The organism is Limosilactobacillus kribbianus, from assembly GCF_026413145.1.
GTDB lineage: Bacteria > Bacillota > Bacilli > Lactobacillales > Lactobacillaceae > Limosilactobacillus > Limosilactobacillus kribbianus.
In genome coordinates, this window is the sequence record NZ_JAOVYZ010000033.1 from 1 (window position 1) to 21,043 (window position 21,043).

The window sequence follows — 21,043 nt, forward strand, 5'->3', positions numbered from 1 at the left end:
GATAAAATAGTGGTGCTCATCAAGGTCCTTCTTTCTAATGGATTGTACGGTAACACCATTAAAGACCTTGATGGGTTTTTCTGTCCACTTAAATGTTCAACTTAAATTTTACAATCTGCCATAGTTAAAAATTAGTTGCTTTGATCAGCATAATAATCCGGTGATGAAATTACATCTGGTAAGAGCGTGCTGAAGGCATTGTTACTCTTATCGTTCAGGTAAGCATAGTTGCCATTTGCTAACTTGACTGCCAAACCAATTCCCAGGTTTTGCAGTGACGTGCCATTTTCATACTTTGCGGACCATTCCGTAATCCGAGTATTTGGATCAGGAGCCACACCGGTCGATGCCGCCTTGGTGGTGAAGAGGTCTGGGTACTTGGCCTTGAGCTCTGCCAGGTACTTACCACCGTATTCCTTCTGACCATCACCGCCACCCCGGGTATAAGCGAAGTAGATCTGATTAGCAAAGGTCTTCCCGTCAACGGTCAGTTGGTTAGCATTGGCATCTGTACGAGTAACCGTTACCGCCTCTTGACTACCGAAACCAATCATCTGGTTCATTACCAGGTCTTCTTGAACCTTCAAGCCCGCTGCGTGCAAGGCAGCAATTGCATTAGCCAGTTCCTGCCCACTACCGTACTTGGTTGGCTTAGCATTTGTACCAAGGTTATAACGTTCAGTGGTAGAGTAACCCTCATTGTACCGGCTCATCCCAAACGGCATGTAGGCTGGTGCCATCCAGAAATCAGTGATCCCAAGGTCACTAAAGAGGTTGGCGTTTTGGGCAATGACATTATAAGCATGACCAGCCTGTGAAGTTGGTTCTGGCTGGAAGAGACTGAAGTCTTCGTAGATCATGTGTGAATCGAGGGCAGCATTAGATTCAAAGAACTTGCTTGAATCAGCCTTGACAGCACTTGCCGCGGTCGAAGCGTCTTGTGGGACACTGATCACTGGTGCCCAAACACTCAGGTAACCGCTGACGTAAGGATTAGCGTAGCCCTGGACATTGATGTGCAAGATCCCGTTGGCATCAGTCATCACCATTGCTGAATTCAGCGAACCAACACTATTTTCGGTCAGACCATTGGCCGTAGAATCAAGCAGGTTGCGGTAAAGCTGGTTGGCGTGGGCTTTCCCCATGTTAATGGCAATCGTCTGCTGTCCCATCGTTGCATCGTTTCCAACGACGACCGCAATCCCAGTCGTCCGACTAAGCGGATCAGTTCCCCGACTGTTAGCGTCCGTAACGCCCTTTCCGTAACGAACACTAGCAATCAGGTGATCATTGAACTTCGTCATTGTTTGACCACCGCTAACGTAAGTCTTCCGTGCCTTCATCAAAGCGGTGATGGCATCGTAGTACATCGACTTAGTCTGCATATACTGATCAGTTTCATCATAAAGGTCACCATAGTAAACCTGTGGTACCGTATCCTTATTAGTCAGCAACAGAGCATACTGGGCTGGAACGTTGTATTGGGCATAGCGCTTCACCGTCTGTGCTTGGTCAGCATAGAATTCCTTCCAGGCCTGCTGAGCATATTCGGCCTTGTAACCATTTGCCAAGACGTCTGGAGTATTCGGATGATCATCAACAATAATGGTGTTAATGGTATTCTTGCGTTGATCATGGTTAGTCACAAAGCTCCAGTTTGGCGTTGCCTGGTTTTCAGTGGTGTCGTTCGTCCGGTTAACAACACTGTTTGTCATCAGATTACCGATGTTATCCCGCGTTGTCTTGCCTAAAACATTTTCCAGGGTGTAGAAGTAGGCCGCATCCATGAACAGCTCCTGGTTCCCCTTCTTGTTCAGCATTTCGGCTGCATCGGAATGGTATCCTTCGTTGTAAAGCAGGTGCTCATTAGCGTTTTGCGGGTTGCCCTTGATGTGATAAAGATCGTTCATCAATTGGGCCACTTGGTCAAGCACGTCGGCATCCGTGTTGTCAGCCGCGTCAATCCGGAAACCATCAAAGTTCCCGTCGGCATTGTAGCCCATCAGGTTACCGTAGTTCAAGAGGAAGTATTCCCAGTTAAGGTTTTCCGCCTGAACAACCGGGTTGGAGTTATCAATATCGTTCCCTACCAGCAATTCTGGACTATCGTTAGTGTGGTCGGAACCGGTCTGATTATTGATCGTCCGGTTAACAAGCCGGTAATTGCTATCAGCAGTGCTGGTGTTTCCGCTCTGCTGGTTTCGAGAATTGTTGTTGACAAAGAGCAGTTGATCGTCATCAACCGTCCCGTCAACAGTTGGCTTGTAACCCTTACTGTATACCACGGACAGTTCTGATGCCGCCGACAACTCTGGAACGGTGGCCATAAAGCCATTGACATCGTTGGCCAGCTGACTCGTACTCTTGTTGGCCGCAATGTGCTGTTCAATGACGTAACGCAGGTTCTGTGCAGCATCATTCAGCGTCTTGGTGTCAGTATCCTTTGACAATTGTGCAACGCTTGTCGTGGTCAGACCGTACTTTTCATTGACGTAACCGTGATTGACGAAGTACTTGATGAACTGTGCTTGAACATCCTTGCTTGGCCAAACGTACATCAACATTGGCCGCCAGTCGCTGGCACTAGTCTTGTACCAGGTCTTGCCATCCTGACTCGTTCCGTAAGGACGGTACCAGCCGGTGTAGCTCAGGTAGCCATCAATGTTATTGATCGAATTGCCATCGAGACTGTAGGCAATGTTTTCCCACGTCCCGGAATCAAGGGTTTTGACCACCTGATTGTTGGCCGCATTATAAACGACCAGTTTTCCATTTTCGATCTTGGCATAGGTGTCCTTCATCTGGCCACGAGCGTTAAAGTAGTAGGACTTGCCATTAATCATTTGGTGTCCGGTTAACGCCCAGGCATTCGTCGGGTCGAAGTAGTACCAATCACCATCAAGCTTTTGCCAGCCGGTCAACGCCCAGGCATTTGTCGGGTCAAAGTAGTACCAGTGATTGTTGATTTGTTGAAAACCGGTCAGCGCCCAGGCGTTGTTTTCGTCAAAGTAGTACCAGCTATTGTTGATGTGCTGCCAGCCCGTCAGTGCCCACGCGTTCTGCTTGTCAAAGTAGTACCAGCGGTTGTTCAGCTTTTGCCAACCGGTCAGAGCCCAAGCGTTCGTTGGGTCAAAGTAATACCAGTTGTTGTTAATCCGCTGCCAGTTGGTGTCCGCCCAAGCATTCGTTGGGTCGAAGTAGTACCAACTGTTGTTAATGTGCTGCCAGCCCTTCAAGGCCCAGGCATTCTGTCTGTCAAAGTTATACCAGCGGTTATTGATCCGTTGCCAGCCGGTCAGAGCCCAAGCATTATTTTGATCAAAATAGTACCAATTGTTGTTTAGTTTTTGCCAACCAGTCAAGGCCCAGGCATTCGTCGGGTCAAAGTAATACCAACTATTGTTGATATGCTGCCAGCCCTTTAAAGCCCAGGCATTTTGGGCATCAAAGTAGTACCAGCTGTTGTTAATTCGCTGCCAGCCAGTCAGTGCCCAGGCATTCGTTGGATCGAAGTAGAACCAGTTGTTGGCTTGGCTTTGATACCAGCCAGTTTGGGCCTGACCAGTTTGCTGGAAGTAATACCAGCTGCCATTGATCCGCCGCCAGCCAGTGTAGGCGGCACCATCATTTGCACCACCGAAGCCGTACCAGTGACCGTCAATCTTTTGCCAACCGGTCTGCATGGCACCAAACGTTCCATCATGATTAGGGTTCAGGTAGTAATAGTGCGCGCCGACTTGCTTTAAGCCAGATTGCATCTGACCATTGGTTTCATCAAAGTAGTACCATTGATTGATCTTCTTCCAGCCAGTCGCTGCCGTCCCGTTGTTGTTGAAGTAATACCAGTTGCCTGATTTTTGACTCCAGCCGGGCTGTCCGGTTGGCAAGACTTCCTTAGTGGTATTGGTCTGCTGGTCAGCTGCCACATTCGTCACAGTTGCAGCATTCTTTGTCGCCGTGTTCAGCTGTGGCTGAGTAACGGCATCATTATTAGTAGTGTCTGTCTTAGTATCAGCAACAGTCGTAGTAGTTGTTGCAGTTGCCGTTTGCGGTTGAATATTTTGATCGACCGTCGTTGTGGGTTGAGTCGTTCCCGTAGTCGTAGTATCCGCAGATGCTACTCCTTGCCAGGCAAGCACTCCCCCAGTCACTGCCAGCGTCATAATTGCCGCAGTACACCACTGCTTACCAGCTTTATACAGCTTATAGTGTTTTTTAGTTGTCATATTATCCTCCCAAAAATTTAAGTCACCATTTTAAGTATTGCATACAATCCACAGTTGTCAATATAAAAGAAAGCACTTTCAAATTGCATTATAAAAAAATCGCACCCAAATAATTACAGGTGCGATTGTAATTAAACTAAATTTCCCGGTCCCAAGCATCCAATCCGTAAGTACGGATCACGTTGTTTAAGCTCGTCGTATAGGATGGAGACGTGGCGTAACCATCTAGCCGAATCTTGTAGGTAACATCCTTGTAGTTCCGATCCCACAACAGGTTGCGGTAACGTGAGTTCTGTGCCAAGAAACGACCGTGATCAACAACGCTTTCGTAGTTGCTTGCGTAACGACGGAAGGCAGCATTGATGTAGTAGTAACCACCATTACCGTATTCAGCGGTGCGCATCACAATTGATTGACCATTATAACTACCCTTGATACCGAAGAGGTTGTGGCCTTGGGTGGCCAACTTGGATTGACCCCAGGCACTCTCCAGAATGGCTTGGGCAGCAGTCAGCGAAGGCAGTACCCCGTATTGCTTCCAGCCATCCAGGGCTGCCTGCTTGATGCTAGCCAAGAAAGCTTGGTGACCATTCAACTGACTGGTCTTTCCATTGGCATCTGCCCAGTAACTGTTGCTGCCGTCATTGAAGGACTCATTGGCAGCCATGGCGCAGGAACTCTTGAAGTAATACCAGGTTCCGTTGATCTTTTGCCAGTTCTTCAGTGCCCAGGCGTTTTGGTTATCAAAGTAGTACCAAGCCCCGTTGATCTTTTGCCAACCGGTATCGGCCCAAGCGTTCTGGGTGTCGAAGTAGTACCAGTTTCCGGCGCCAGACTTAAACCAGCCTTTGTCGGCCCAAGTATTGGTTGGGTCGAAGTAGTACCAGCGATTATTAATACTTTGCCAGCCCTTGTCAGCCCAAGCATTAGTGTTGTCAAAGTAGTACCAATTACCAGCATTTGATTGGTACCAGCCGGTCTTGGCGGTCCCGTCATTGTTGAAGTAGTACCAATTTTGGGCGCCGGATTGGTACCAGCCAGTATCAGCGGCACCGTTGTCATTAAAGTGATACCAATTATTATTAACGTTTTGCCAACCGGTTTGGGCAGCACCATCCTGATCAGGGTTCAGGTAGTAGGTCGAACCATCAATGGTTTGCAGGCCCGTTTCTTTTTGACCATTGTTGTAGTAATACTTACTGTTGTTATTGCTTTGCCAGCCATTTTGCGTCTGGGTTTGATTGGTTGAATCGTTGGTGGTGACGGTAACTGATGAGTCACCATTAGTCTGTCCATCATCAGCGTTGGCAACGGTTCCCCCGAAAGTAATCCCAGCTGCTAATGCCAGCAGAGTCAATACTTTAAAGTGGCTATTTTGTTTGTTACCCTGGTTGCTTAAAATCGTTAATTCCTCCCTATTAAAGCTCTTCACAACTTTAATATAACAATTTTAGTATAAAAAATAGCAGGGCCGACCTCAAGTCATCCTGCCATTTGTAATTGAATTGTTAAAGTGGTGTAACGGAAATGCGAAGCTACTGCTTTAAGTATACTTCCTTGATCTTGAACCGGTGGGCTACCGCCTGATTTTGCCAAATCCTCGGATTGGTACTTAAATCAAATTGCCAGAAGAACATCGCATACTTACTCCTGCCGTAGTAACTTAATGGTGCAACCGCAATTCGTTTAATTCCCTTATTCTTTTTTCGAATAATCTCTGCGTTTCTTTGTTCGATTGCCCTATCTGTTTTCCAAGCATCGATGAAGCCATTTGAAACATTAACGAAGGTAAAGAACGTCATCGCAATTAAAATGGTCGTGCAGATTTGCTTAGTTGTTGTATCAGAATTCCGAGCAAGCGTAAACAATTTGGCGTTCGCAACCATTGTTAAAACAAACCCACCATAATAAGTTTGGGGCTCATTCGGTGTTCCAGGCGAAAGCGTTAAAACATACCAAACTAAGATCCCAGCGACGAACCAGACGAGACTTTCAATGACGTTCTCTTTATTTTGCTTAACGAATAGGCTGAAACTCAAGAGAACGACAAAAATCAAGATCTCATAAAGCAAATTATCAACAATGAAGTTATTAATTGGGACAAGATTAGTCTCAATTTTTCCGAATAGTGATAATTTGAGGAAACTCGGATTGTTTTCTTGCGCTCTTAAAGCATCACCAGGAGAGAGCAACAGGACGGCGTAGCCAATCAAGAGACTGATTACAGGCCCGATCTTGATTTTAGCTACTTTTTTAGCTAGCAGGTAGTAGACACAGACGATTACGATTCCACCAACAGTGTTTTCGTTCGTTGTCCCCGTAATAAAACCAAGAACGATTAACAGACCAAAAAATACCGGGCCCCTTCGATCAGCAAGGAAAGCATTGATAAACAAAAGATCAATCATCATTGGCCACAGGTAATTACCCGATCCTGGACGCCACAAATAGATTTGTGAAAAACACGGCGTCAGCAAGAAAATACTTAACAAAATGAAAATATATTTCAACAGAACTGCTAATTCATTTTCACCCTTTTTCACCGTCAATTTCAGGATCAAAAAGGCCACGAAGCAGAACACGCCTGCATTTAAGAGTGCTTCTATCGGTAGTGGGATGTTTACTAAAAGCTTAGAAATAACTTGGCCGAAAATACGTCCATTTGGATGAAAAAAATTGGCGGCGCTTGAATGAAAATAGTCATAAATACTGCTTTTTAAAATTGAACTAAGTGACATTCTGGTCCAATCTTCATCATCATTCCATAAAGGAGTGATGTAATTCCAAAATGTCATCAAGATAAATGTTAAAGCCATTAAAATATATTGCAAATAGCGGTATAAATACTTTTTCATTACGTCTCCTTACTTAATCTTCAAAGCAATTATGCTAATTTAACACCTTCGCAGTAAGTTTTTCTAAGGCCTTACTAATCCATTCGGTTAACTTATTGATTAGCTTACTAAACAATAATCTTCTAACCACAATATCAATCAGTACGCAAACACAAAATACTAGCAGTGAATACGTTACTGCCTGATGTAAGTACGCACTTGGGGAACCGGCAACCTTGATTGACGAAATCAATTGTTGCCAAATTAATGGCCGCACAAAGGAATCCTCATGAATTAAATAGACTCCAAACATTGAGCCGGCTAAAAAGTTAATAATTCTACTGTGGAACGTCAAATTTTTAAAGAAGCTAAAAATAAATGTTGCCACTAACAGAATCAGTGGACTATTTAATTGGAAAAGGGCAAACAAAACATTGAATGAAGTTTTGCTGTCCATCATTGCGCAAATGATTACAACTAAAAGTACTGATAATACTGCTCCCACTGCTGTAAATTTCAGTGACTTAAATAGCTTGCTCTCTCTAATCGCCGCACTTACCAAGTAGATCAGCAAGAAATAGCCACCAATCGAATAACCAAAAAAGTCGGCTGAAGTGTCTGGTTTCCCATTCAGTAAATTGATCCCCAGTGGGATAAGCGACCACATAATGATAATACAAAAAATTAGCAAATTTAGTTTTTTGCCTGCAAAATGTTTGATCACTAAATTCAAGCCAGGCATCATTAAAAGCATAAAAATGTAGGCATAGATAAACCAATAACCACTCGGTAAGGGAAACGGCAACCAAACATTCAACCACGGCAGGTCTGTTGCCGCATCAGTGGGAAACCAATACCGCAGGACTAAGAAGAGTCCAAAACTATAAAATGCCATCGTTAAAATTAAGTTTACCGGTCGCCGATACTTAAATCGCTTTTCGCAAAGAAAATAAGCACCAATCATAACAAATAAAACCACTCCTAGTTTCCCTAAAAAATTAAGAAACAAATTGATTTTAAGTGTCTGGGCATACTTTGCCGAAAAGTTCATGCAGTCAAGTGTTCCGTGAACTCCGTAGTGATGAATAACAATGGCAAACATACTAAGGATTCGCAATAGCTCAATACTTGAATTCCGTTTCATTTTACTCTCCCCCATTAATGCCTACACTAAGTACTTCAAAATCCGCAAATGATATTTCCGATATAAAAGCCACCAAACTACATAGAGCAGTGCAATGCAGACTGCGACAATTAAAAAGTAGATGTAATTATTATCAAAAATAAATAGTCGGTGGGTATTCTTATAGAGATTGATTGGATTGATAAACAATAATTGACTAGTGTAAACAAAAGTACTCAATTGCCGATACGTTCGGCTATGTTTTAACTTCACTGACGATGTTAATGTCGCCATGGTTATCAACAGGGCCGTTGGTGCAGTCAGGAAAACCTCTTCGGTATTGAGCCAACCACCTAACTTAAAGATCATATAATTTTCCAATAAAAATAGTATCAGAAAAATTAGCGCCAGCACTTTTAGGTTAAATCTTTGCGCAATTTTCGCCAATGCCGACTGATGAGTTGCTAAGCAGTAACCAAAGGCAATATAGATAAGCACCCGTGGAAAGAAAAATGGTGAAATGGCAAACAGGTGTGTTACGCACGTATAACCTTGCGATAAAACATAATACAGCTCGATTACCAGACTGATTGCCAACGTGATTTTGGGGCCAATGTACTTAACCATTAACAAAAAAACGGGCAAAGCATAAATCATTGCAAATAAGTACCAGCAAGTCCCCCAACCAGTATTACTAAAATCACGATAGACAAATGTCAAGAGGACATATTTGACTGCCTGTTTCAGTCCAAATCCATTCCAGGCAATATAGTTTTCCAATTCTTTATAAGCCCAAAACAGGTATAGAACCTGCCAGGCCAAATATAACTTGAAAATTCGGAATTCAAATTTTCGGAAATATTTTGATCGCCCTGTCGAATCCAAGTAATTATACTTGCTGAAGAATAAAAAGGAACTGATTATTACAAAGAAAGGAACACCAATACGACCAATAATTTTTAAGATCGGTAATCCGACATGAATGGCCACAATTGTAATGGCTAAAAGAAACTTAACCAAATCGACCAGATCATACTGACGTCTTGTAATCTTAACCAAAAAATCACCTATCTTGCTTTCTTACTTCCCGGTAAAAACTAATCACAATCAGCACCATCACAATCGCCGTTGGAAAGGCCGCAATGATTGCTACGGATTGAATATTGGCCATTGAACTATTGCTCAGTAGCAAGGACAGTGGCAGGATCACAAAGATAATCGCCCAAAAGCCCCGCATTAATTTGCTTGGATCATCCTCAAGCGCAAGGCTGCGGTAAGAATATTTCGAGATTACCATTGTGATGGAATCAAAGACCGTTGAATACAGTCCGATCATTGCCAGTGCCAGCAGGACTAAAGCAATCTTGTATTCGGGCAATGTCTTCATCAACAGTAAGATCACCTGTGGATATGAAGTCCCCTTGCTTACCAATTGAACAGCATCAACGAGATGGTGAATCTGACGAGAAATTCCAAAATTGCTCAGAATAATGAACGAAAGATAAGTTCCACCCAATCCCCAAGCATATCCTCGTAAGACAATATCCTTAATTTTACGTCCCTTGCTGATGCTGCCGATGAAAAAGGGCGTGGCAACACACCAAACCATCCAGTATGACCAGTAGTAAATTGTCCACCGCTGGGTAAAGCCGTGGCTGCGCAGCGTCGTTGACATCCCAATAAAATTTTGCAGTAAATTGCCAGTTCCTTGAATACCAGAATCAATAATAAAACTTCCGGCGCCACTGAACAATAGTACGTATAGCATTAGGCCAATAAAAAAGGTGTAACAAATGACACTTAAGCGCGAAATGGCCTTCATCCCAATCACCGAAGCTACTAGATAAATGCAGACCACGATCGTAATCAGAATGACCGAAAGGAGCTTAATATTTGTCACATTGATCAGATTACCAACTGCGGTTGCTAGCAGCGGCATCGACATTGAAAAAGTCGTGGCTGTCGCTGCAATTAGGGCAAAGATCGCGATTAGATCAATCACCTTGCCGGCAATTCCGTCAACGTACTTCCCAAGCAGTGGCCGACAGGCTTCGGAGAATTTTTGGCGGCCATTTTTCGAGACGAACAGCATATAGCCAAAGGCCACTGCCAGCATGATGTAAAAGGACCAGACGATCGGCCCCCAATGAAAGAGCGAGTAAGTTAATGACCACTCCATAACGTTATCATGCTGTCGAACAAAGGGTTCCTGTGCATACATAATCCATTCACAAAGCGAGTAAAAAATTATGTCGGCCGACATTGTCGAGGTAAAAATCATTACCCCCCACCGCAAATTTGAATATTCTGGCTTGCCGCTAGCTGTCTGACCGAGCTGCACTTTACCATAACGAGAAAAGGCTACGTACAAACTGCTAGCTAGGAAAAACAGGGCCACCAAAACATAAAAGAAAGAAAAATGGACATTTAAGAAGGCGCGAATCAGGGTTAACGACCTGTGCGAACTCTGTGGAAATCGAGTAAAAAGATAGCTCAGGCCAAAGACGGCCGCGATTGGGATCACAATCAATGGCCAATCAATTTTACTTAACCGCTTCTTCATCTAGAGGAGTCCTTTCTCAATCTTTTGGTTAACCGTCTTTAATTGCTCAAGGCTGTCGATCTCGACAATGTCTGTCTCATGAATTGGTAAAACCGTGAGCGCAAAGTCTTCGTGGTAATCAAACATCGCGACATCATCCCAGTAAATATCGTAATGGTGTTTTTGTTCAAACTCCACGGTTAGATACTTTTTAAGCCGAGCACTATCATCCTGTGTCCATTTAGAAAGGCTATACAAGCGCCAGCCATCCTGTCCCCCGTCACGATCACACTTAGTTACCACGCCATCACTATCTGCGTGCATAATCCATTCATCAGTCCACTGATTAACCCAAGCGCCGGCGTAACCCGAGCGTTCAAAGCTTCGCGAGAGAATTTGCGGATTTTTGATCAATTGATCGCCGTCCAGGATAATCGTATTCTTAAGTTCGTTTCTAGCGACATAGAGCGAGGAAATATTGTTGTATTTCAGATAATACGGATTCTGGATTAGCTTGACCCCGGCATATTTAGTCGGTAGGTAATCAAATTTTTCTGCTAAATAGCCAACGACAATGCTGATGTCGTGAATATCATTGGCGTGGAGCCCCTCAATTGCAGACTCAATCATTGGCTTCCCTGCCACTGCTACCAGTGGTTTTGGCGTCTCATACGTTAATGGCCGCATCCGCGTTCCCATTCCCGCTGCCATAATAATTGCGTTATCAATTGTTGCCATTTTGCACCTCATTTAAGTAGTTAATTACTTTCTTACTGTATTCCTTTGCGTAGCGGTACTGGGCCAGGGAATACTCGCCGAAGTCTAAGCCTAATGACTGCTTATATTCACACCAGTTGCTCCACAGCAAGCCACACACGGCAACGTAGGCATAAATTTTATACCGAACTTGCTGATCAATGGACTTTTCAAAATAACTGTCGATCAGTCGATCCAGCTGCTCCTGATTGTATATTGCATAGATTGCAAACATTGCAATATCGATGTGCGGATCCTGCATCCCGGCATATTCCCAGTCAATCAGGTACAGATCATTGTCCTGGTCAAAGACAAAATTATCCGGGTTAGCGTCAATGTGGCAAAGGGTCCACTCCTTGTCTTGGAAATCAATGAATTTCTTCAATGCCAGGACCCGCGCTTTGACCTCAGCATAATCCCGGTAGGCGGATTGACCATGCCGAAGCTGTTCGTAAAACTCAAGCTGCTTAAAGGCATCGAATTGATGATCAACTTTGAGCTTCTGGTTATGCATGTGGCGAAGCAGCTGCATGCACTGATGAACCTCATCCCAATTTTGGGCATCACAATTATGTGAATTTTCAATGAACTGCGTCAGTTTATAACCGTTCTGCGGATTAAGGTAAAGGGTTCGCTCCACGTATGATAGCTTTTTGATCTGCTGATAGACATCGTATTCCTGCTGCCGGTTAATCAGCTTTGCAGTTCCTTCACCAGGGATCCGCATAATATAGTGCTTTCCTCGACAGCGGAAAATAAAGGAGCGGTTCGTCATCCCCTTCTTCAGAACTCGAATATCATGAATCTCCTGAACTGAAACATCCAGGCTCTGCTCAATAGCACTAATGGCATCATTTTTCAAGTGGTTGGAGCTGCCGTCCAAGTCCCGGAGTTCCTCATAAGAGTTGATCTCTGTATAATCATCGGCACTGATTAGCTTGCCATCGATCTGAAATTTACCTTGATTGACAAGCGCCTCCTCCCAAAATTCACGTAATCCTTGCTGAGACTGTTCGTGTTCAGCGAGTCGCTTTACTAACTTCCCTGCGTCCTGATCATTGATGTAGGCAAGGCCAACCATTCGATTGGTTTGCTTCTTTGCGCGGCTGACTTTACCTTGTGAGTTGACCCGCCAAACCGAATCAGCAGCCTCCTCATCAGCAAAAAGATACCAGGAACGATCCTCAATTGTGGAAAAGGGGTTATTCTTAAACCAAATATCACAAGGAAGGATATAGCTGTTGGCTAAGGAATGCCGTGCTAAGTAAAGCGAATAGATATTCTTCCATTCAGCATAATGGGCGTTGACGATTAACTGAACGTCATATTTATCGATCAGATACTCATAGTGCTCCTTCATAAAACCCACCACGATCTGAATGTCGCGAATTTGCTTATGATGCAGCTGCTTAATTACCCGCTCGATCAGGGGCTCACCATTAACCTCGAGTAATCCCTTGGGCTCTTCGGTGTTGATCGGTACCATTCGCATTCCGTAACCGGCCGCTAAGATGACTGCCCTTTGGGGATGATGGCACTCAATATAGTCTTGGCCCGCTGATGTAAGCTCAGATTGTGCATTGAGAAGGCCTAATTGCTTCAGCTGATCTAGGCCCTGATTAACCTTGCCGAGCGAAAGTCCCACCAATTGAGCAAGCTCGCGTTGAGTAGCTTGGGGATGTGCTAAGCGCATTTTAAAAATTTTCAGCAATTTTCCGTTCATAAAATACCGTTCCTTTTTATAAATTGAACATACCATATTTTAACACTGAACATTTGGTGAGACAATCTGTTATTATAACTGTATACGAAAAAGAACGGGGAGCTACAATGAAACAACTAACATTACCAGAAATTCGTCAACGTTTACTCAACATTTTGATTGAATTGGATGACTTTTGTGAGGAGCACAATATCCATTACTATCTCTGTGCGGGAACACTTTTGGGAGCTATTCGCCACAAAGGCTTCATTCCCTGGGATGACGATATCGATATTGCCATGAGCCGTCCTTTCTACGATCAGCTGGAACAACTGGCTCAGCAAAATGATACTTTTCATGGCCACTATAAGATCGTTACTTACAAAAATGGCACCACCCACTATCCATTCATGAAGGTCCTGGATACCGAAACGTATACGAAGCAAAGCTACACCAATGAATCAAATGAAAACTCACTGTGGGTGGATATTTTCCCATTCGATGGCGTCCCAGCAGATGTAAATGAACGTCGAAATCTCTTTCAAAGGGAACTGTTCGTTCGCAAAATCTTAAATCTTAATTTTGCCAAGGTTGGGGATGGCAAGACGATGGGGCACCGCTTAATCAAGCCCCTTTTCATCCCATTCGCTAAGCTATATGGGATCGATCGCGCCAACAAACGGATCGATCAGCTTTGCCGCAGCTACGGCTATGACCGTGCTGATTACGTCGGCGACATCATGTGGGGAGATTATGATAAGGAAATCATGAAAAAGACTGACTTCGATCAACCCGTCTATGTTGAGTTTGAAGGACACCAATTCAAAACAATGTCGTGCTGGGATAAATACCTAACAGATACATATGGTGATTACATGAAGCTGCCACCGGTAGACCAACGCGAAAATCACGAATTAAAAGCTTGGTTAAGAGAATAATAAAATGGTATGGCGCTGTCTCCAGTTCGGAAACAGGTGTCATACCATTTATTTTTTCTGATGATTTTGTTTGGAACGTGCGATAAACGCCAAAGCAGCCAGACGATCCATCTTAGTCTTTAGCAATAAAATTGGTACCGTTCGTGGTGACCGACACTCGCTTAATCTAACATCGTTCAAAGCTTCTTTAATGATCGGTTTGGCAATAATTGCTTTCAACCGGTTCATCTTCGCCGTCAAGGGTTCCTGATTATCAATGTTAAATACATCTCGCACCATCATAACGTTTAAGTGCATTAGGATATAAAAACTATAAGCGTGGATTAAAGACTGATTATTCGATTGTCTTACTGCGCGCCGGGTGATTTCTAGTGCCGTTAAATAATCATTAGCTTTATTACTATCAAATGACCGCATCACCGAGTGCTCATTATTTTGATAGTGATACAAATATTCTTCACTCACGCAGATATTTTGAGCATGTAAAAGGTAGCGAACCATGAAGTCACCATCTTCGGCCAAACGCAACTGAGAATTAAAGACTAATTGATTATTTTGAATTACCTTCGTGCGTAGGACTTTTCCCCACACCGTCATAAACTTAGTTGGATTAGTCAGCATTTTTAGCCGATAATTTGCAAAGTCAGTCCCAATTAAATCCGCAGAACGATCAATTATTTGAACTTGAGTACTGCTGTTGAAGTAGTTAAAGAGGAACAGATCTTCGCCCTGCTTTAATTTTGGCAAAACGTACCGTGACCATTCGGGATCCAGACGGTCATCAGCATCAACAAACATTACGTAATCACTTTGGACGTGCTTCAGACCGTTATTTCGTGCTACGGAAACGCCCTGGTTTGCTTGGCGAATCACTTCAATTCGTTTATCCAATGTCTCAGCAGAAGCGGCCGATCCATCCGTCGAACCGTCATCAACCACGATTATCTGTATTTCTGCCGTATTCTTCTCCGTAATGCTTTGTAAACAGTTCTCCAAGGCGGAGCCACTATTATAATTAGGAATAATTATACTTAGTACTGGCAACTCGATCAGCTCCTAACTCATTTTAGGTTCAGTTCATCAACTAATTTTCGTGATTGAGGAAATTCGATTTTGCGCATAAAGAAGGCATCCGATTCGCTGACTTTGGCAAGGTCACGTTCATCTAGAACAGCCGGAGCACTACCATTACGCTCCTGCCAGTCAATATACCGATGGTTATTAGTATCAATCCGTTGGGCAAACTGCCTATTGTTTCTTAAAACCGTTGGCACCCAAAATTCATCAGAACAAAAACCGGTCTTAAACATTTGCACTACATTGGGATGCTCCTGAAGGTATCCAAGCAAGTATTCACTAGCGTCACGAGGTAAATCAACCCATTGCGACCCGTTATATAAGGTTAAATCAATCCCTAATTTTTTTAATTTATTCACGTGGAGCAGAGTCTGCCCAACAATCAAAAAGCGATGATAAATTTTGCCCCATGTGCTTCGTCGATTAACCTGATCATAGTTAAAGTAATATTTCTGCCAATCGACTAGTGGTTCACCAGCCTTCTTGTATTTTGCCGATGGATAGTTCCAAATAAACAGTTTATCGGTCTTCTCAAAGAAATTATAAATATCGGCAACATTTTTCGTCGGCCAATCCTGCCCAGAAATCAGATGAAAATAAGAAAGCTGGGGATTTTGAAGCGCTAAATTAAAGAGATCAATTGTCGCTTGAACAATACTCCATGCTCCCCAGTGAACATCTTGAGTGGAAATCCATTGAACATGGGGCCGCTTCAATGCCAGCTTTTGCTCAGAAGTGATGTGCGCCTTTTTGTCAAAATGGATATAAACTTCAAACTTTTTGCTTAGGAGATCGGCCAATTCAACTACCTGATCAACATTTTTGTGTGCTAAAACTAAAACAGCTTGCATTTTAAATTTACTCCTAAAAAGAAAAACATTTATGAATCTATCATACCAGAGATTCATAAATGTTTTCGCTTTAATTAATCAACCGTAATTGCTTGGCCAGCATATTCACGTGAGAACTGTGATACTGGTACCCAAGCCATTGCACCATAGTCGTAGGCATTACCACCCCGAGAATACCAACCATCAGCAGTTGACCAGTAACATGGGTCATAAATCCTGAAGTAACCATTCCGGTAACCAACAATGACCTTATTATGGTTGCGGTGAGCATATGAACGTTCATAACTCGAGTAACCATAGTACTGAACTGGGTGCCCAGCATTAACCCAATTAATAATGTCAGAAACGCTGCTACCAGAGATATTCCGAACAGTTGGATCAAAATGGTGTGCTAATTCAACCAGTGAATTTGGCTGAATAATGATGGAGAAGCCAGCACCATTTACCAAGTTACCAGACTGCCGCCGTGAAAGCAGTTGTAGAGCATAGTTCGTGTTGATATATTCCTTTGGGCTTAGCAACATTGCCAGTGAAAATACTGAACAACCTTCACCATAAAATGCTGGTGTAAATTGACTATACCAGCGTGGGAACCACAAATGACCACTGTTGTCTGCGTGGTAGGTCCACCCATAAACGTTTACCCAACGGTTTTGATACATATTGGCATTCGTTGGATCGAAATAATAGTCAACGCCATTAATCCGTTGGTAACCACGGTCAGCCCAAGCATTCGTTGGGTCAAAGTAATACCAGCTACCATTAATCTTATGCCAGCCAGTGATTGCCCAAGCATTTTGGGCATCAAAGTAATACCAATTACCAACTGCTGACTTGAACCAACCAGTCTTGGCCCAAGCATTCACCGGATCAAAGTAGTACCAGTTACCAGCTGCTGACTTATACCAGCCGGTATTAGCCCAAGCATTCGTCGAATCAAAGTGGTACCAGTGGCCATTAAGATTCTGCCAATTCTTCAAAGCCCAGGCATTTTGATTATCAAAGTAGTACCAAAAGCCATTAGCTGACTTATACCAGCCGGTCTTGGCTGAACCATCATTATTGAAGAAGTACCAGTTTGCTGCTGGTGTTGACTCAAACCAGCCAATGCTTGCCGCACCGTTGTTGCCAAAGTGGTACCACTTATTGTTGATCTGCTTCCATGCATTGGCAAGAAAACGCTGTGCTGCCTTGTTAAAGTAGTAGACATGGTTGGCAATGGTGTTCAATCCGTCGACCAGGTTATCCGTATTGATGTCACCCGTCGTTGAATTAAAGGTGTAGGTCTTGCCATCAGCATTGAGCTGGCTTTCCCGCACACCAGTGTTTTCATTATAGTATTTCAGGAGACCATTCGTGTCCAGAATCATCCCTTTAACCTGGTGACCAGAAGTGGTATCGAAGTAGTAATGACTCCCATTGATCACCGTATCGCCAGTCGCCATCTGTGCATTGGCCGGATCGAAGTAGTATTCGCTGCCATTCAGATTTTGCCAACCAGTATAAGCCGCACCGTTACCCTGCAGGCCATACCAGTGACCATTAACAAATTGCCAGCCGGTCTTCATTGCCCCAAAAGAACCGTCATGGCTGGAATTCAGGTAATAGAACTTGCCGTTGACGTTTTGGATCCCCGTCAGCAGATGACCGTTGTTGTCCAGGTAGTACCATTGGCCAGCAACCTTTGTCCACCCCTTGTACTGCCAAGCGTTGACCGGATCGAAGTAGAACCAGTTATTGTCAAAGTACTGCCAACCGGTTAAGGCCCAGGCATTCTTTTTATCGCCATAGTACCAATGATCAGCAACATTATACCAGCCAGTCTTGGCCTGACCGTTATTATCGAAATAGTACCAACTACCGGCTTGAGACTTCAGCCAGCCAGTGTGAGCAGCACCATTGTTCTCGAAGTAATACCAACTGTTATTGACGTTTTGCCAACCAGTCTGCATTGCCCCGTAAACACCGCTATTTTGACGATCATTCAGGTAGTAGGTGTTGTTATTGATCCTCTGAATGCCGGTTTCCATAGCTGAATTTTGACTGTTCATGTAGTACCAATCATTACCAACCTTTTGCCAACCAGTCTGGGCACTGCCGTCCTTAAATTGGTACCAGTTGTTATTAGCATTCTGCCAGCCGTTTAAGGCCTGACCACTATTGTTTTTCCAAACAGCCTTGCCGGACTGATCCTGCTGCTTAGTGTAGCCATTGATATTTTCCGGCACGCTATTCTGATCAGTCGTTGCATTTGCATCGGTACTTGCCTTCGCCAAAGTGACAGTGGTATCAGTAGTAACCTGGGGCTGAGCCGCCTGTACCTGGATGTCCTGAGTATCAGTAGTCGTTGTTGAAACCTGGTCAGCAAAGGCACCGGTGGTCGTAACTGCGATCCCCATTGCAGCTACTAATGCCGTCACCCAAAGCTTACCAGCTTTATAAAGCTTGACACGATTTTTCATTACTTTATTCCTTCCCAAAATCAATTTATTCTGCAATCTAACCGTATCATACTCCGAATTTATTATTTTGAAAATATAATTTTCAGGGAGCGTTCATAATTTCTTCAATAAGTTGTTAAAAGAATTTAAAGCTATCCTTTATAAGGATTGATTATAATAATAGTGTTTGACTATTAATTTTAGGAGGATTAACGTGACGCACCGCAAACACATCTATTTAGCATCAACTTTAGCATTACTTTCACTTTCCGCCTTCACTTTTGCCAATACCAATCAGGCACAGGCGGATACTACTAATTCTCAAACAATTACCGCTGCCGATTCGACCAGCAGCACTACAAACACAAATAATAACAATAATTCGGTAAACGCCGAACAGTCGTCAACTACTAACGCCGACACAACAACAACGACAACGACGACGGCCACTACTGATAATGCCACCACAACCACGGCAGCAAATCAGCAAACCACCGCTGCTTCCGCAGATAAGACTCAAACTACTGGCAATACTAACAACACTGACAACACTGACAATACTTCGACAACGTCACCCCTTGCTTCAACCGGTGCAAAGGCTCAGGTAGCGGCATCGTATACAGTCTCCAAGGCTGCCGCTCAGACGGCATACGATGGCACGCCGATCATCAACATTGGTGATTCCCAATACCCACGAGTGGATGCGGTCGACATCTCGGCCTACCAAGCTGCACTGACCGCTGCCAACTTTGTGACTTTGAAGAACCGGGGAGTTAAAACAATCATCGTTAAGCTCACGGAAGGAACCAGCTACACCAACCAGTATGCCTGGCAGCAAATCAGCAATGCCCGCAGTGCCGGGTTAAACATCCAGGTTTACCACTATGCTCACTTCGGCAGCTATAGCGCGGCCGTAAGTGAGGCCAACCACCTGGCTGACGTGATGAGTTCCCTTGGTTTATCTTCCTCCACCCGGATTTACGCGGATATGGAGGATAGTACTACCAAGTACTCAAGTGTTGCCAACGATCTGCGTGGCTTCTGGGCTCAGCTGAATAATCGAGGTTACACCAACCATGCCGTCTACGCCTCGACTTCTTACGATGCCACCTACAACGTTAGTTCTACTGTCGGCAAAAATAAGACCTGGATTGCACAGTATGTCTACAGTCCCTCGGCTTCTAATCTGCTCAACCGTAGCTACGGTGCATGGCAGTTCAACGCCCATGGTAAGATCCCGGGTTATAGCGGTGAGCTCGACATTTCGATCGACTACCAAAGCCTTTTCGGTGACACCGGTCAATGGACCAAGTCAAACGGTTCCTGGTACTACAGCCAAAACGGTCAGAACGTTACTGGTTGGCAGTCAATTAACGGTAACTGGTACCACTTTGATTCCAACGGAGCTGCCCAAACTGGCTGGCAGTCAATCAATGGCAATTGGTACTACTTTGATACCACGAATGCCTGGGCTTTAAAGGGCTGGCAATATATTAATAGCCACTGGTACTACTTTGATCCAACCAACGCCTGGGCCGACAGGGGCTGGTTCAAGTCCGGCGCGGGCCGTTGGTATTATTTTGACTGGACAAATGCCTGGGCCCTCACCGGCTGGCAAGGCATTAATGGGCACTGGTACTATTTCGATAATACCAATGCTTGGGCCCTCACCGGTTGGCAATACATGGACAACAGCTGGCTCTACTTCGATCCGACTAACGCTTGGCAGGATAAAGGCTGGGCAAAGATCGATGGCCACTGGTTCTACTTTGATGACAAGGGCCACATGTTAACTGGTCTTCAAACCATCAACGGTAAAATTTATGATCTCCAGACCGAGCACGACGGTAATTTCGGTGCTATGAAGACCGGCTGGCAAAAGATTAATGGCAGCTGGTACTACTTTAATGGCGGCGGGGACGCTGCTACGGGCTGGTTTAAGTCCGGTGCCGGCAATTGGTACTACTTCGATAATAACGGTCAGGCGTTAACCGGCTGGCGAAACATTAACAATCGCTGGTACTACTTCGATCCTAACAATGCCTGGGCCCTGCGCGGTTGGCAATACATGGACAACAACTGGCTTTACTTCGATCCTACCAACGCTTGGCAATACAAGGGCTGGACAAAGGTCGGCAGCCAATGGTTCTACTTTGACAACAATGGTCACATGTTAAACGGCTTGCAAACCATCAACGGTAAGCTCTACTACCTAAACTCTAACCATGATGGTTCGTTTGGGGCGATGAAGACCGGTTGGCAAAAAATTGATGGCAGCTGGTATTACTTTGACGGCAATGGTCAAGCAATGACCGGTTCCGTCTATATCAACGGCAAGCTCTACGAATTCGACAGCACAAGCGGAAAATTAAAGTAAAAAATAAGATCGATCGTCAATAATAATTAAGCGATCGATCTTATTTTTTTGTTCCCGGTTTGTAAAATTAAGTTAGAAACATAAAAAAGCCATCTGTGATAGACTTTTGAATAACCACAAACAAAAGCAAAGGATATCACAAATGACCTATCATCATCTTACCACACGCGAACTGA

13 protein-coding genes are annotated in these 21,043 nt (G+C 44.2%); 2 read left to right on the plus strand and 11 right to left on the minus strand.

Features of this window, described 5'->3' with window-relative positions:
- Positions 1–131: 131 nt before the first annotated feature.
- From OCT58_RS07270 to OCT58_RS07310, 8 genes are all read right to left on the minus strand, one after another.
- A complete protein-coding gene (locus OCT58_RS07270) occupies positions 132–4,226 on the minus strand; it encodes a glycoside hydrolase family 70 protein (RefSeq protein ID WP_267202213.1) in 4,095 nt (1,364 codons plus the stop codon).
- A gap of 136 nt (positions 4,227–4,362) precedes the next feature.
- The gene (locus OCT58_RS10510; RefSeq protein ID WP_438361120.1) at positions 4,363–5,583 is read right to left on the minus strand and encodes a glycoside hydrolase family 73 protein; all 1,221 of its coding nucleotides are present in this window, start codon (positions 5,581–5,583) and stop codon (positions 4,363–4,365) included.
- A gap of 178 nt (positions 5,584–5,761) precedes the next feature.
- Positions 5,762–7,081 carry a DUF6056 family protein gene (locus tag OCT58_RS07285; RefSeq protein WP_267202214.1) on the minus strand — a complete coding sequence of 440 codons (1,320 nt, stop codon included), beginning with the start codon at positions 7,079–7,081 and terminating at the stop codon, positions 5,762–5,764.
- Positions 7,082–7,115: 34 nt separating this feature from the next.
- Entirely contained in the window at positions 7,116–8,204 is a 1,089-nt protein-coding gene (locus OCT58_RS07290) for an acyltransferase (RefSeq protein ID WP_267202215.1), read from the minus strand.
- Between the two features lie 21 nt (positions 8,205–8,225).
- Complete coding sequence (locus tag OCT58_RS07295; protein ID WP_267202216.1) at positions 8,226–9,242, minus strand: acyltransferase family protein; 1,017 nt, start codon at positions 9,240–9,242, stop codon at positions 8,226–8,228.
- Between the two features lie 4 nt (positions 9,243–9,246).
- Complete coding sequence (locus OCT58_RS07300) at positions 9,247–10,746, minus strand: BCCT family transporter (protein ID WP_267202217.1); 1,500 nt, start codon at positions 10,744–10,746, stop codon at positions 9,247–9,249.
- Positions 10,747–11,463, minus strand: a complete 717-nt coding sequence (locus OCT58_RS07305; RefSeq protein ID WP_267202218.1) for a sugar phosphate nucleotidyltransferase — start codon at positions 11,461–11,463, stop codon at positions 10,747–10,749.
- Positions 11,450–13,204 (minus strand): phosphotransferase, encoded by a 1,755-nt coding sequence (locus tag OCT58_RS07310; protein ID WP_267202219.1) that lies wholly within the window; start codon positions 13,202–13,204, stop codon positions 11,450–11,452. The genes OCT58_RS07305 and OCT58_RS07310 overlap by 14 nt, the downstream gene beginning before the upstream one ends.
- Before the next feature lie 107 nt (positions 13,205–13,311).
- On the opposite strand from OCT58_RS07310, the gene OCT58_RS07315 reads away from it, so the two are divergent.
- The gene (locus OCT58_RS07315) at positions 13,312–14,121 is read left to right on the plus strand and encodes a LicD family protein (protein WP_267202220.1); all 810 of its coding nucleotides are present in this window, start codon (positions 13,312–13,314) and stop codon (positions 14,119–14,121) included.
- Positions 14,122–14,169: 48 nt separating this feature from the next.
- Here OCT58_RS07315 and OCT58_RS07320 read toward each other — a convergent pair whose 3' ends face one another.
- From OCT58_RS07320 to OCT58_RS07330, 3 genes are all read right to left on the minus strand, one after another.
- Positions 14,170–15,165, minus strand: a complete 996-nt coding sequence (locus OCT58_RS07320; protein ID WP_267202221.1) for a glycosyltransferase family 2 protein — start codon at positions 15,163–15,165, stop codon at positions 14,170–14,172.
- Positions 15,166–15,182: 17 nt separating this feature from the next.
- On the minus strand, positions 15,183–16,049 hold the full coding sequence (locus OCT58_RS07325; RefSeq protein WP_267202222.1) for a beta-1,6-N-acetylglucosaminyltransferase: 867 nt from the start codon (positions 16,047–16,049) through the stop codon (positions 15,183–15,185).
- Between the two features lie 74 nt (positions 16,050–16,123).
- A complete protein-coding gene (locus OCT58_RS07330) occupies positions 16,124–18,511 on the minus strand; it encodes a KxYKxGKxW signal peptide domain-containing protein (RefSeq protein WP_267202223.1) in 2,388 nt (795 codons plus the stop codon).
- A 193-nt stretch (positions 18,512–18,704) separates the two neighbouring features.
- On the opposite strand from OCT58_RS07330, the gene OCT58_RS07335 reads away from it, so the two are divergent.
- Positions 18,705–20,867, plus strand: coding sequence for a GH25 family lysozyme (locus tag OCT58_RS07335; RefSeq protein WP_267202224.1), 2,163 nt, complete (start codon positions 18,705–18,707; stop codon positions 20,865–20,867).
- Positions 20,868–21,043: the final 176 nt, after the last annotated feature.

What these genes read in the sequence shown, in the direction of transcription:
- OCT58_RS07270 (WP_267202213.1), bottom strand. Translation starts at nt 4,226, where the DNA reads ATGACAACTAAAAAACACTATAAGCTGTATAAAGCTGGTAAGCAGTGG.
- OCT58_RS07330 (WP_267202223.1), bottom strand. Translation starts at nt 18,511, where the DNA reads ATGAAAAATCGTGTCAAGCTTTATAAAGCTGGTAAGCTTTGGGTGACG.
- OCT58_RS07315 (WP_267202220.1), top strand. Translation starts at nt 13,312, where the DNA reads ATGAAACAACTAACATTACCAGAAATTCGTCAACGTTTACTCAACATT.
- OCT58_RS07305 (WP_267202218.1), bottom strand. Translation starts at nt 11,463, where the DNA reads ATGGCAACAATTGATAACGCAATTATTATGGCAGCGGGAATGGGAACG.
- OCT58_RS07310 (WP_267202219.1), bottom strand. Translation starts at nt 13,204, where the DNA reads ATGAACGGAAAATTGCTGAAAATTTTTAAAATGCGCTTAGCACATCCC.
- OCT58_RS07285 (WP_267202214.1), bottom strand. Translation starts at nt 7,081, where the DNA reads ATGAAAAAGTATTTATACCGCTATTTGCAATATATTTTAATGGCTTTA.
- OCT58_RS07290 (WP_267202215.1), bottom strand. Translation starts at nt 8,204, where the DNA reads ATGAAACGGAATTCAAGTATTGAGCTATTGCGAATCCTTAGTATGTTT.
- OCT58_RS07300 (WP_267202217.1), bottom strand. Translation starts at nt 10,746, where the DNA reads ATGAAGAAGCGGTTAAGTAAAATTGATTGGCCATTGATTGTGATCCCA.
- OCT58_RS07325 (WP_267202222.1), bottom strand. Translation starts at nt 16,049, where the DNA reads ATGCAAGCTGTTTTAGTTTTAGCACACAAAAATGTTGATCAGGTAGTT.